Below are 13,715 nucleotides of genomic sequence, written 5' to 3'. Positions count from 1 at the left end.
ATGAATGCCACCGAAATCCGTGAATTATTTCCGATTTTAGACCAGAAAATACACGATTGTCCTCTCGTTTATTTGGATAGTGCCGCCTCGGCGCAAAAGCCGATTCAGGTGATCGAGGCGGTGAAGCGATATTACGAATGGGACAATGCGAACGTTCACCGCGGCGTTCACACACTAGGCATGCGCGCTACGGATGCTTATGAGGCCGCGAGAGTCGCAGTGGCTCGGTTTATTGGCGCGAGTTCGGAACGGGAAATCGTTTTTACCCGCGGAGCGACGTCGTCCCTAAATCTTGTCGCGAGCAGCTTTGCACGAATGGTATGCTCAGAGGGGGATGAGATTGTCCTTTCGGAGATGGAGCATCACAGCAACCTGATTCCCTGGCAACAAGCGGCAAAAGCTTCGGGAGCCGTATTAAAATATATCCCGCTTAAATCGGACGGGACGTTTTCAATAGAAGATGTAGAGCAGACAGTCACGAATCGTACGAAAGTGGTGACGGTCTCGCATGTCTCGAATGTACTGGGCATCGCTAATCCGGTGAAGCAAATGGCTGACATCGCCCACAAGAAAGGAGCCGTCCTGGTTGTCGATGGAGCGCAGAGCGCGCCTCATCTCAAGGTCAACGTCCGAGAGATGGATTGCGACTTCTATGCCTTCTCGGGTCATAAGATGTGCGCGCCGACCGGAATCGGCGTCCTGTATGGGAGAAAAGCCCTCCTTGAGCAAATGGAGCCGATTGAATTCGGAGGAGAAATGATCGATCGTGTTGGGCTGCAGGATGCGTCATGGAAAGAGGCGCCTTGGAAATTTGAAGGGGGAACCCCGATCATTGCGGGTGCAATTGGGCTGAGTGCTGCCATCCGTTTTCTGGAGCAAATCGGATTAGATGCGATCGCGGAGCACGACAGGCAACTGACCCGCTATGCGGAAGAACAAATGAAGCGTATGGAGCATTTGACGATCTATGGCCCGACGGAAGGACGAGTGGGACTCGTTACCTTTAATATGGGCCAAATTCATTCCCATGACGTCGCTACGGTACTTGATACTTACGGCGTGGCCATCCGCGCGGGTCACCACTGCTGTCAGCCGTTAATGAATCATTTCAATGTCAGTTCTACGGCTAGGGCCAGCTTTTATTTGTACAATACCAGAGAGGATGTTGATCGGCTGCTGTTCGCTTTGCAAAAAACCAAAGAGTACTTTAGGGAGTGATCCAGTATGGATGTATCGGAGAGCCATCCTTTATTTCCGACGTACACGAAATATCCCATAACGCTGCTGAAAGGTGAGGGGAGCCGCGTATGGGACGATCAAGGCAAGAGTATCTTGATTGCATGTCAGGTATCGTGGTGTGCAATTTAGACACGTCTCTGTGAAAGTTAAACAGCGAATTCAAGAACAACTTGAGCAATTGTGGCATGTCTCCAATCTCTTTCATATCCCCAATCAGCAAAAACTGGCGCAAATGCTTACTGATCATACCTGCATGGATCATGTTTTCTTTTGCAACAGCGGGGCGGAGGCAAATGAAGCCGCGATCAAATGCGCCAGAAGATACCAACAGCGAGTGCTTGGGAACGATCGATACGAGATCATCACTTTCGAAAAGTCATTTCATGGGCGAACGATGGCCACATTAACTGCGACGGGGCAGGATAAAGTCAAGGATGGATTTTCCCTCTACCGGTCGGTTTTACGTATGCCCCTTATAACGAAATCGAGGGTGTAAAAGACAAAATCACCGATCGAACCGCGGCTGTCCTGGTATAGCTCGTGCAAGGAGAGGGGGGAGTTTATCCTGCAAACCCCGGGTTCGTGGCCGAGCTTTCCGCTTTATGCCGGGAGCACGGTCTGCTCCTTATAATCGACGAAGTCCAGACGGGAATGGGGCGAACGGGGAATTTGTTTGCCTACCAGCACTATGGCATCGAACCGGATATCGTTCCACTTGCGAAAGGGCTTGCCAGCGGATTCCCGATCGGTGCGATGATGGGGAAGAAGAAGCTCCGTAACGCTTTTTCCGCCGGTACACACGCCTCGACGTTCGGGGGTGCCCCCCCTTGCGGCCGCTGCTGGATTAGCCACGCTGGAGACGATCCTGGAGGAGCGTTTGTGCTCGCGTGCCGAAGAGATGGGGGAATATGCCTTACGAAGGCTGTCGGATCGGCTTATTGCTGAGAATTGAATGCCGCGTATCTGTTACCCCCATCATTCAAGAACTGCTTCAGCAGGGTTTAGTGGTACTGGCTGCTGGCGTCAACGTCATCCGATTTATCCCGAATCTTTATATCACCGAAGAAGAAATCGACCAAGCAGTCGACATCCTTACTACGGTGCTTGAACGGTATTAATCAAAATATTCGTTTTTGATCGTCGCGATTAATTGTTCCATAAACACGCGGCTTGCCGCGCATAAATATTTGTTCTTCCGATACACAATGCCAATTTGCGTTGTCAGCGTCGGGTTTTGGATCGGGATCGTCCGAATTCCCTTATTTGCGATATAGTCAAGGTATGCTTTAGGCAGAATAGTTACGCCAACGCCTTTATTAACCATATTGATGATCGATTCCATCGTCGACAATTCCAATGCCGGGTGTGGCGTGAAATCAAGGGACCGGCACGCGTCGTTAATCAATTGCCGCATATAATAAGTGCTTGGCAATAAAACGGAGGGGACGTCTTTCAACACGTCGAGGTGCACAAACCTTTCCTTGGCAATGGGGTGACCTATTGGTGCCGCAAGGGCAAGATTCTGTTTGTAGAGCGGAATCGTCGCCAGATCTTCATGCTCCATCGGCAAATAGACGATTCCTAAATCTAGTTTGTTTTGTAGAAGTCCCTCATAAATATCGCCTGTCCGCAATCCGAGTACCGACAGCTCTACATTGGGATAGCTATGATGGAACCCAATTACCGTCGGAGGCAGTAAGTAATTGACGACGGTTAGAAGCGCGCCTATCTTTAACGTGCCGCGTTTTAAACCTTGAAGTTCGCTGATCGCTGCCTTGGCTTGCGAGAGTTCATGGAACACGTTATAGCTATGGTCCAACAAGATTTTTCCCGCTTCGGTTATCAATGTTTTTTTGCCGACGCGATCAAAGAGAGGGGTTCCTATTTCGTGCTCGAGTAATCGAATTTGCTGGCTCAGGGAAGGTTGAGCGATACCGAGTTTTTCGGCGGCACGGGTAAAGTGCAGTTCCCGGCATACGGCCATAAAATACTCCAATTGCTTCAGTTCCATCGTGATCATTCCTTTCCGTTAAAATGATAGAAATCTCCTATCATTTTATACAAAATCATTATAAAAATCTAACTGATCTGGGGGGGAGGATGGAGATGAGACCAATCTATAACTTCAATGCAGGCCCGGCAGTCTTACCTTCGGAAGTTCTGCTGCAAATACAGGAGGAACTCCTTGACTTACAGGGGACCGGCTTATCCATCCTGGAAATCTCGCATAGGAGTAAAGAATACGAGAAGATCAACGGCGAGACGCAGCAGTTGCTGAAGGAGCTGTTGAATATTCCTCTCGATTACGAGGTCTTGTTCATGCAAGGCGGTGCAAGTACACAATTTGCCATGGTTCCAATGAATTTCTTGCTAGCCGGAAGCGTGGCCAGTTATGTTTATAGCGGCACATGGGCAGGCAAAGCGATTGCAGAAGCGCAAAAGATTGGACAAGTTGCCATTGTGGCAAGCTCTGAATCCTCTAATTTTAGAAAGCTTCCCGCCCTCGATAACATGAAGGTTCCTCCGGGAACGGCCTACATTCATCTCACTTCCAATGAAACGATTGCAGGCACTCAATACAAAAATTTCGTGGACACGGGCAGTATACCGCTCATCGCGGATATGTCCAGCGATATTTTATCCCGATCGATCGATGTTTCCGACTTTGCGCTGATTTATGCTGGCGCACAAAAAAATCTGGGGCCTTCGGGCGTAACGGTTGTAATTGCCCGACGCGAGCTTCTGCAAAGAATCTCTGCGCCTATTCCAGATATTATGAATTATCGGATTCATGCAGATAGCCGCTCTCTCTATCACACACCGCCCGTATTCGCGGTGTACATCGTCAATCTGGTGCTGAAATGGATTCAAGCAAACGGCGGGGTGCGCGGGGTAGAAAATCGGAATCGTGCGAAAGCCGATTTGATCTATTACGCAATCGACGACAGCGACGGCTTTTACAGCGGATTGGCTGATCGGGATAGTCGATCCTTGATGAACGTTACTTTTCGAACTTCTAACGAGGAGTTGGAAAAACACTTTCTTCTGGAATCGGAGCGTAACGGTTTTGTAGGATTGAAAGGTCACCGGGATGCTGGTCATCTGCGAGCTTCGATCTATAATGGTGTTACTTATGAACAATGCAAAGCGCTAAAGGAATTTATGATCGACTTTCAGAAACGATTCGGATAAAAGAGGAGTCAGTATATATCAAATTGTAATTTTTTTACAAATAAGGAACTCTTCTGTTGGTTTCTATACAAATAATATAATTGTTATTAGGTTGAAGTCGATATTACACTCAGTCATATACGAACAGGGGAAAGAAAAGATGAGATAGGCTCTCGTTATACTTGGCGGTCTGATGGGGGCTTATCCGTCCAGCAAGGGAAGCTGGTGCTCGGGGTCTGTCTAGGCAATTGGTCGACGAGCGATCAGGGGAACAGTGTTGTTGTATTTGAACGGAACATCGCTCCCGGAACGATGAGTTGCCTGGTGAACAAAGAGGAGCCTATCACATTATATCGGAGACCAATCGAAAATTCGCAAATAGGCATGGAGGAATGTAAAATGGAAATGGGAACGAACAGAGTCAAAAGAGGAATGGCCGAAATGCAAAAAGGCGGCGTCATCATGGACGTGATGAATGCGGAGCAGGCAAAAGTCGCGGAAGCCGCTGGAGCCACCGCGGTCATGGCGCTGGAGAAAGTGCCGGCGGATATCCGCGCGGCGGGCGGAGTCGCCCGGATGGCCGATCCGGTTATTGTAGAGCAGGTGATGAAAGCCGTTACCATACCCGTGATGGCGAAAGCGCGCATCGGTCATTATGTTGAAGCTAGAGTCCTTGAAGCACTCGGGGTAGACTATATCGACGAAAGCGAAGTATTAACGCCAGCCGACGACATTTTCCATATCGACAAACAAGTGTTTACGATCCCATTCGTTTGCGGGGCAAGGGATTTGGGAGAAGCATTGCGTCGGATCGGGGAAGGCGCATCCATGATTCGCACCAAAGGGGAGCCGGGAACAGGCAATATCATCGAGGCCGTGCGCCATATGCGCATGTTGCTGGGCCAAATCCGCAAAGTGCAAGGATTGAGCAAAGACGAATTAATGGTCGAGGCTAAGCAACTCGGCGCGCCTTACGATTTATTGCTCCAGGTCAAAGAAACCGGCAGCTTGCCTGTAGTCAACTTTGCCGCGGGGGGCGTTGCTACACCGGCCGATGCCGCGTTGATGATGCACTTGGGGGCGGATGGCGTTTTTGTCGGGTCGGGCATATTCAAATCCGATCAGCCGGAAAAGTTTGCCCGGGCCATCGTTGAAGCGACGACCCATTATACGGACTTCGGGTATATTGCAAATATCTCCAAAAACCTGGGGACTCCGATGAAAGGGATTGAAATCTCCTCGCTTCAGGCAGGCGAACGAATGCAGGAACGCGGTATATAGACGCATCTGGCGAACTCGTTGATCAAAATTTGGAGTAGGGGGGATCCGAATGGCATCTATCGAAATCATTTCACTTAATGTCGGCATGCCCAAGGAGGTCCGATTTAATCAGAAGGACGTTTCTACGGGGATATTCAAGTCGGCTACATACGAAACTCTGTATTTATCTTATCTAAACTTTGAAGGGGATGGGCAGGGCGATCTAGTTCATCACGGAGGCAAAGAGAAGGCTGTATGCGTCTATTCCTACGAGCACTATCCGTTCTGGGAAAATGAATTGCGGAGACCGCTCGATTACGGCGCGTTCGGGGAAAATTTAACGATAAAAGGTTTACTGGAATCCGACGTTTGCATTGGAGACGTCTTTAAGCTTGGCAAAGCAATCGTTCAAGTTAGCCAGCCGAGACAGCCTTGTTACAAGTTGTCCATCAAGTACGGCGTACCGGACATGCCCTTGAAGGTACAGCAAACAGGCTACACGGGATTCTACCTCCGCGTTCTGGAAGAGGGTGTTGTCTCTAAAGCCGACGGACTGTCCCTCCTTCATCGTCATCCGAAAGCAATTACGGTTTCATTCGCCAATCGTATGATGCATCGAGAGAAGGACCATGTCGAGGGCATTAAACAAATCCTCGAAGTGGAAGAATTGTCCGAAAACTGGAGAAATACGTTTCTAAAACGTTTGGCGGGAACCGAGACGGATTCTCGGGAAAGACTAACAGGCAATTCGTAAAGTGGGAGTGATTCAATGAGTCTGCAAGATCGTCTGTCCACAGTCGAACACCGCATCCGCGAAGCCTGCGGGCGATGCGGCAGAAGCGAAGAGGAAATCCAGATCATAGCCGTGACGAAATATACAACTGCGAAAGCAACGGAGCAAGTGTTGCTGTCCGGCTTAACCCATGTCGGTGAGAGTCGCGCGCAGGAAGCGAAGTCCAAATGGGAGGTCCTTCAACCACGAGGAACATGGCACTTTATCGGCCATTTGCAAACCAATAAAGTAAAAGAGGTTATCGGCAAATTCGAGTATATCCATTCGCTTGACCGCTTATCCTTGATGAAAGAAATAGAAAAGCAGGCTGCCGGTCTCAATGTCGTCGTGAATTGTTTTATTCAAGTCAACGTTTCGGGGGAGAAAAGCAAACAAGGACTTGCCCCGGAAACTTTATTTTCATTTGCGCAGGAAGTTTCGCGGATGAAGCAGATCCGGGTGGTGGGGCTGATGACGATGGCTCCACACGAATCCGACGCTGAAGCGACCAGGCCGGTCTTTAGAGAATTAAAACGATTACGCGATGAACTTAATACAAGAGAAATCTTTGCTTATCCCGTGCCGCATCTTTCCATGGGGATGTCCAACGATTTCGAAGTCGCGATCGAAGAAGGGGCAACTTGGTTGAGACTTGGATCGATCTTGGTCGGAAGGGGACCGATTCAGGAAAAGGAAGCTTTGACATAATTAAGGACTGAATTTCTGTCCATCAAAATCAGGCTCCTGGCACAGTAACCTGTTTTGCGTCTTTGCCGGTTACTGTCTCGCTTCGAGATGGGAATTCAACGGAGTGGGCTGGTTTTGTCGTCGTTCTCTCCGAGTTCTCTCAAACGTCCAAAATCGACCGCATTATACCTTAACAATTACAGGTTCTTGGATTGGCAGAATGCCACCGGGAACCTGTTTTTATCTTCTGTTGACTCTTGAATCTTCAATATTCGGATGTGCTAAAATCACAAGAGTTTTCATAATGAAGATGCAGAGTTGGCAGTTCCGGGATTCTGTTATAGCAGCATACCCATCAGTTGTCTTCAAGCTCTATGTTTTGTGTTGAGCCGCAAGCTATTTTACTATATAGTTATGTCTGGACAACCATTCCATTGATATTAAATGAATGCTTAAACAGGGGGACCCTTGCAATGATTATTAAACCGAAAATCCGTGGTTTCATATGTACGACTGCGCATCCTGCAGGATGTGCAGCTCATGTCAATCGTCAAATCGACTACATCAAAGATAGCACGGCAATACAAGGAGCTAAAAAGGTACTCGTCATCGGTGCATCCACAGGCTATGGGCTGGCTTCCCGTATTGCTGCGAGCTTCGGTATGGGAGCTGATACAATAGGTGTATCCTATGAACGTCCCGCTGCAGATGGGCGTACGGCTTCAGCAGGCTGGTATAACACTGTGGCCTTTGAAAGAGCGGCCAGAGCAGCTGGCTACATAGCAGAAAGCATTAATGGAGATGCTTTTTCCCATGAAATTAAGCAGGAGACGTTGAAGCTGGTAAAGGAAAAGCTGGGCAAGGTAGACCTGATTGTGTATAGTGTCGCCTCACCGCGGCGGACGCATCCGGATACGGGTGAAACCTTCAATTCTGTTCTCAAGCCCATCGGACAGCCGTTTACTAATAAAACGGTGAATACGAATACGGGTGTCGTATCGGAAATTACGCTGGAACCGGCTACACAGGAGGAAATTGACAACACCGTTACGGTCATGGGGGGGGAAGATTGGTCCTTATGGCTCAAGGCGCTGGAAGAAGCTGACCTGCTGGCTGATGGAGTAACCACACTGGCCTACTCGTATATTGGTCCGGAGATCACGGAGGCCATTTATCGCAAAGGGACGATTGGTCAAGCCAAAAACGATTTGGAAGCTACAGCGCATACGTTAACCAAACAACTGGAGCGTTATCAGGGTAAAGCCTACGTTTCTGTGAATAAAGCTTTAGTTACACAATCGAGTTCGGCTATTCCTGTTGTGCCTCTGTATATTTCCTTACTGTTTAAGGTCATGAAAGAAAAGGGATTGCATGAGGGATGCATTGAGCAGGCGCAGCGTCTCTTCGAGAAGCTGTATAGCGGGTCAACTGTGGAAACGGACGAGGAAGGACGCATTCGTCTGGATAACTGGGAAATGAGAGAGGATGTACAGGAGGCTGTCAAAGCAGCCTGGTCCGAGATCACTACAGAAAACGTGTCTGAACGGGGCGATCTCGAACAATACCGTCTCGATTTCCTTCAATTATTTGGATTCGGGTTTGATGAGATTGATTATGAATTGGATGTCGATCCAGAGGTGCATACCAATTAACAAACAAACAGGAGTCAAATAAAAACGGTATTGCTGAAACACTTGGCGATAGCAGCACGAACACCCAAAAAGAAATTATTTGCGGACGCAGTTGAAAAAGAAAAGAGATGCTAGCCATTTCGTGGATATCAATATTAAGGGCTCCCAGGTTTCCGGGGAGCCCTTAAATATTGTGCCCCATGTGAGTACCCCTATAATAAAATCCTTCAAATCTAGTCCCTGCTCCTCTACACCGCACTTTCTGCTCCAAACAGCGCATGCATTATTTTTCTAATCCCGGTAAATATATATTTAAATGGATTGAACAAAGGAGAAACGATTATGTGGCATGGAATCGTGAGCCATATCCCCCGATGGCCAGTACTTATAGAAGCCTTTTTTTTGATGATTGTACCTGTACTCATTTCACTGGCTGTTCGGCAAATCAAGGCGATGGACGGCAGGGAGACAAGACGCAAGGAACAGATCAAGCTTCTTGAGGAACGTGACCGCCTGGGGAAGGCGGTTGATGACCCGCCTGTGCAGAAGAATGAGAGTGAAACCTATACCGAGGATGATTATAAGGCGAACGTAGCAAAGCTTAGTCAAGCGGCAGCGGATATGGCTGATGTGGATGAACGGCCGATTTTTCTGGAAAACCTGAATGCTGCGGGTACCCTTTTTTTTGTGGACGGGTTAACAGATAAGGTGGCGATGGACCAGAACATTTTAAAGCCGCTGATGGATTGGGGAGGCTCCAGGCAGAAGGACGATGATATTCCGAGAGGGGAAGCGCTCCGGGATATGATTCTTCATCAGATTATGCTGGTATCGGAGACGGAGAATACGATGGATGTTCGATACTCATTGAAAAAGCTGTTGTTCGGTTCTATCATTCTCTTGATTCAGGGCATGCCTGGCGTACTCGTCCTCGGTACACCCAGGGGAAACACCCGGGGCGTGGAAGAGCCGGTGTCAGAATCGGTATTGCGGGGGCCGCGAATCGGCTTCACAGAGACACTCAGCGATAATACTGCGATGCTGCGCAGACATGGAGAAAGTACGGAATTGGTCATGCAGTCCTTCATGGTTGGGAAGAGAGTGGAGAAGAAGCTTATGGTGGTATATTTCAGGGACATTGCCGATTCTGAGCTTGTGGATGAGGTAAAACGGAGAGTAAAAACCATCGACGTGGATGAGGTGCTGGAATCGGGCTATGTAGAGCAGCTCATTGAAGATAATTTTCTCAGTCCATTTCTGCAAATTCAAAATACGGAGAGACCGGATCGGGTGATGGCAGCTTTACTGGAGGGACGGGTTGCGATTTTGCTGGACGGCACTCCATTTGCGCTCATTATGCCCGTAACTTATGAGATGATGCTTCAATCTCCGGAGGATTACTATGAACGCTGGGTTCCCGGCTCCCTTATTCGTTTTCTTCGTTTTATGGCGACTGCAATTGCTTTATTCGGGCCAGCGCTGTATATTTCCTTTATTTCGTTTCATCCCGGCCTGATTCCGACCAAGCTGGTCATTTCCATTATCAGCTCCAGACAGGGGGTCCCTTTCTCTACGCTCATTGAGGCTCTAATTATGGAAATTTCCATTGAAATTCTACGGGAATCGGGTTTACGGCTGCCTAAACCTTTCGGCCCTGCAATGGGCATTGTCGGCGGCCTTATTATTGGACAGGCAGCTGTAAATGCCGGGATTGTCAGCCCCATTCTCGTCATTATCGTGGCAGTTACGGCCATTTCCTCCTTTGCCTCACCTGTATACAGTGCTGGGATTCCTATCCGTATGCTTCGTTTTGCAGCGATGTTTTCCGCAGCCACCTTTGGTCTGTATGGAGTGATCATGTTCTTCCAGATGCTGACTATTCACATGATTAAATTGAAGAGCTTTGGCGTGTCATACCTTAGTTTGACGACTCCCCAATCGATGAGGGACTGGAAGGATTACTTCATTCGGGCGCCGTTACAGTTTATGAAACACCGGCCTTTTCTGACAAAGCCCAAACAGCCTAGGCGAAAAGGCTGAAATCCAGCAAAGGAGGGACCATTATGAAAAAGGTAAAAGCTGAAAAGCTGACAACGCTGCAAACCGTAGGCGTTCTCACTTGTGCTATTCTGGCTTCGGGCCTGCTCTCGCTTCCCCGTACAGCAGTGGAGGAATCCCGAACGGCTGATGCCTGGATATCTGTTCTGATCGGAGGCGCGATAGCCTTTGTGGCCGGTTGGATTATGGCTAAAATGAGCCAAAAGTATCCAAACATGACTTTCTATCAATATGTGCAGAAGATCACGGGAAAAGCGGTCGGCAAGGTGATCGGTTTACTGATCGTCGTCTATTTTATAGCCTTGGCCGGGTATGAAACCCGCTCCGTGGAGGAAATCACTTCGTTCTTTCTGTTGGAAGGCACACCGGCCTGGGCGATTTCAGCCCCTTTTATTTGGGTATCCCTGTATCTTTGTATGGGAGGAATTATGGCTATAGGAAGAATGTGCCAAATTATTCTTCCGATTTCGGCGTTTATTTTTGTATTGATCTGCCTGCTAAGCTTGAATGTTTTTGAGCTGAATCATCTGCGTCCCGTCTTGGCTGAGGGCGTGATGCCGGTGTTCAAGGCTTTGAAAAGCACCACGCCTACCTTTACAGGGAGCGAGTGTCTGCTCATCATTACTTGTTTCATGGAGAAGCCGGAAAAAGCGACAAAGGTGGTTGCCTGGGGCACCGGGATCGCGACTTTGTTTTATGTAACCACCGTTTTTTTGTGTATCGGCGTTTTTACAGTGGAAGGCGTGGTAACCCGGACCTGGCCGTTTATTGATTTGGCCCGCTGCTTTGAAGTGGATTTTTTGGTATTGGAACGCTTCGAATCCCTCCTACTGTCAATCTGGATTATGCAAATTTTCGCCACGTTCAGCATTGCCTTATACATCGCTTCCGTGGGCATCTCGCAAATTTTGAATGTGTCCTATTCCAAAACTCTGTTTATTCTGATTCCACTCATATATGTGCTATCCCAGATTCCTACAAACCTTAATGAAGTATTCTCATTCGGAGGGATGGTCGGGAATGGAGCTATTGTTTTATTTGGAATACTGCCGCTGCCGCTGCTGCTTATTTCCCGATGGAGAGGGGGAAACCAATGAGCAGACTTCATTTCGGATGCCGCGGAATGGCGGCTCTCCTGCTGTGTTGTACGCTTTCAGGCTGCTGGAGCAGCTTTCCGGTGGAGGATTTGAACCTGGAGGCCGGGATTGCCTTGGATGTGGCGCAAAAAACGCCTCAAGAAGAAAAAATAGATGCGGAAGGAGGGGACTATCCGAAAAAAGATCTGATCAATGTGACCTTTCAATTTATAGTGCCTGAAGAAGGCAAGGGCTCCGGTGGCGGGGGAGGCCCTACGCAAGGCAAAAAATTTTTTAATATCACGGAAACCGGTGATTCCGTTTTTGAGCTACTGAGAGAAGTCTCATTGAGTACCAGTCGTCCACCCATTGGCCACCATTTGAAGACCGTTATTATCAGTTCCAGTCTACTGAGTAAGGTTCCGTTGGGTGAGCTGTTGGATTTTTTTATGGGGGATAATGACATTCGTCCCAGTGTTCAACTGCTGATCAGTACGGGACAAGCGAGCGATGCGCTGAAGGAGACCTTTCCCGGTCAGACACCGGCCTTTGTATTGAGGGAAATCTTTGTCAACCGTAAACGGAATGCGCGTCTGCCAAAACCGGTATCACTGGTGAAGGTGATCGGACCGCTGCAAGGTAAAAGCAGCTTTTTATTGCCTAATGTCATCACGGCAGAAAAGGAAATCAAGCTTGCGGGTGCGGGAATTATTAAGGGGAAGACGCAGAAATACGCCGGTTTTTTAGATGAGTCCGAGTTGGAGGGACTCTTGTGGATTAAGGGTGAGCTGAATGGAGGTGTCCTGAAAGCTATAGATCCCAAATTTCATAAACGTATGGTGTATGAAATTAAATCGGTGAAAAGCGACATCAAGGCGATTGTACGGGGGAACGATATCTTCTTTAACGTAAGAATGACCTCGGAAGGACACATTTCGGAAAATGCCAATCCCAATGAAGATTTGGAAAACAATCGTCTCCTTGGCTATGAAGAAAGCATCTTTCAGGAAAAAGCCAACTCTTTAGCCGAACAAACGATTGCCAAGCTGCACAAGCTTAAGACAGATGTTGGAGGGTTTGGAGAAGCTCTGCGAATCCAGCACCCCAAGGTATGGGCCAAGGTCAAAAAGGACTGGGACACGACCTTCAGTACAATTCCGATCCGCGTTAGTACGGATATTCATATTGAGGATTACGGAGCTTCCAGCAAGACGGCAGATTAAAAGCGGTTTGGGTGAGAAGGAAACAGGAAGCAGACCCTATTTGGGCTGCTTCCTGTTTCCTTGTAATCCGGCCGGATGTGCGGCCGGTGAGGAAGCTAGCACTGCCCGGACGTCTTTTCTGAATTTCATGCTAGAGGAAAAATACGCTCGGTCAGGGAGTAGTCCACATGAGGACGAACAACAGGAATCTATTTTGGTAACGATGTGAGATCCGTTTTTTATGTATGCAGACAGATGCAATTTTGCGAGCTACTCCTCCCCCTCCACTTGATTTTATCGGGAATTGGACGTAGAAGGCGGCTTACGGTGAAGCAAACGGAAAACGACGATGGTGATGATAATTCCGGCAATCCCAAAGACGGTGACAGATGTCAGAGCTCGATATGCTTGCCAGCCAAACCCAAAAGCAACACCGCTGCCAAAGGTCGTACCTGCCAGCAATCCGAGCGCGCAGGCGATGTCCGTGCTGAATTTCATTATTATTTTCCTTTCCAGCCCATGAATTCAATCGCAACTTGTACTTTTTTCTGGACTTGAACATGAACTTGTGCGTACAATTGGAGTAGTAATCGTTTTCAAACTGAATCTTTAGATTTTA

At 48.3% G+C, this 13,715-nt stretch carries 11 protein-coding genes and 1 pseudogene; 10 read left to right on the top strand and 2 right to left on the bottom strand.

Going from position 1 to position 13,715, the window contains the following annotated elements:
• Positions 1-1,218, top strand: coding sequence for a cysteine desulfurase (locus tag JO375_RS19905; protein ID WP_229526097.1), 1,218 nt, complete (start codon positions 1-3; stop codon positions 1,216-1,218).
• A 6-nt stretch (positions 1,219-1,224) separates the two neighbouring features.
• Positions 1,225-2,357: pseudogene (locus JO375_RS19900) on the top strand (acetylornithine/succinylornithine family transaminase).
• Here the strand turns inward: JO375_RS19900 and JO375_RS19895 are convergent.
• The gene (locus JO375_RS19895) at positions 2,354-3,250 is read right to left on the bottom strand and encodes a LysR family transcriptional regulator (RefSeq protein ID WP_229526096.1); all 897 of its coding nucleotides are present in this window, start codon (positions 3,248-3,250) and stop codon (positions 2,354-2,356) included. The pseudogene JO375_RS19900 and the gene JO375_RS19895 sit on opposite strands and share 4 nt — an antisense overlap.
• Before the next feature lie 95 nt (positions 3,251-3,345).
• On the opposite strand from JO375_RS19895, the gene serC reads away from it, so the two are divergent.
• The 8 genes from serC to JO375_RS19855 all read left to right on the top strand — a co-directional run bounded on the left by serC (position 3,346) and on the right by JO375_RS19855 (position 13,117).
• Positions 3,346-4,431, top strand: coding sequence for a 3-phosphoserine/phosphohydroxythreonine transaminase (gene serC / locus JO375_RS19890; protein WP_229526095.1), 1,086 nt, complete (start codon positions 3,346-3,348; stop codon positions 4,429-4,431).
• A 378-nt stretch (positions 4,432-4,809) separates the two neighbouring features.
• A complete protein-coding gene (gene pdxS, locus JO375_RS19885; RefSeq protein WP_229526094.1) occupies positions 4,810-5,691 on the top strand; it encodes a pyridoxal 5'-phosphate synthase lyase subunit PdxS in 882 nt (293 codons plus the stop codon).
• A gap of 49 nt (positions 5,692-5,740) precedes the next feature.
• The gene (locus tag JO375_RS19880) at positions 5,741-6,424 is read left to right on the top strand and encodes an MOSC domain-containing protein (protein WP_229526093.1); all 684 of its coding nucleotides are present in this window, start codon (positions 5,741-5,743) and stop codon (positions 6,422-6,424) included.
• 15 nt (positions 6,425-6,439) lie between these two features.
• A complete protein-coding gene (locus JO375_RS19875) occupies positions 6,440-7,150 on the top strand; it encodes a YggS family pyridoxal phosphate-dependent enzyme (protein WP_229526092.1) in 711 nt (236 codons plus the stop codon).
• Positions 7,151-7,602: 452 nt separating this feature from the next.
• The gene (gene fabV, locus JO375_RS19870; protein ID WP_229526091.1) at positions 7,603-8,781 is read left to right on the top strand and encodes an enoyl-ACP reductase FabV; all 1,179 of its coding nucleotides are present in this window, start codon (positions 7,603-7,605) and stop codon (positions 8,779-8,781) included.
• A gap of 321 nt (positions 8,782-9,102) precedes the next feature.
• The gene (locus tag JO375_RS19865; protein ID WP_229526090.1) at positions 9,103-10,800 is read left to right on the top strand and encodes a spore germination protein; all 1,698 of its coding nucleotides are present in this window, start codon (positions 9,103-9,105) and stop codon (positions 10,798-10,800) included.
• A 23-nt stretch (positions 10,801-10,823) separates the two neighbouring features.
• Positions 10,824-11,915, top strand: coding sequence for a GerAB/ArcD/ProY family transporter (locus JO375_RS19860; protein ID WP_229526089.1), 1,092 nt, complete (start codon positions 10,824-10,826; stop codon positions 11,913-11,915).
• Positions 11,912-13,117, top strand: a complete 1,206-nt coding sequence (locus JO375_RS19855) for a Ger(x)C family spore germination protein (RefSeq protein WP_229526088.1) — start codon at positions 11,912-11,914, stop codon at positions 13,115-13,117. Before JO375_RS19860 ends, JO375_RS19855 begins: the two co-directional genes overlap by 4 nt.
• 273 nt (positions 13,118-13,390) lie before the next feature.
• Here the strand turns inward: JO375_RS19855 and JO375_RS19850 are convergent, their stop codons facing one another.
• Positions 13,391-13,594, bottom strand: a complete 204-nt coding sequence (locus JO375_RS19850; RefSeq protein ID WP_229526087.1) for a hypothetical protein — start codon at positions 13,592-13,594, stop codon at positions 13,391-13,393.
• Between the last annotated feature and the right edge of the window lie 121 nt (positions 13,595-13,715).

It is taken from the genome of Paenibacillus farraposensis (assembly GCF_020736845.1).
Classification (GTDB): domain Bacteria; phylum Bacillota; class Bacilli; order Paenibacillales; family Paenibacillaceae; genus Paenibacillus; species Paenibacillus farraposensis.
Note: the sequence above shows the minus strand (reverse complement) of the source record. Positions and strands in the feature narration are given on the sequence as shown.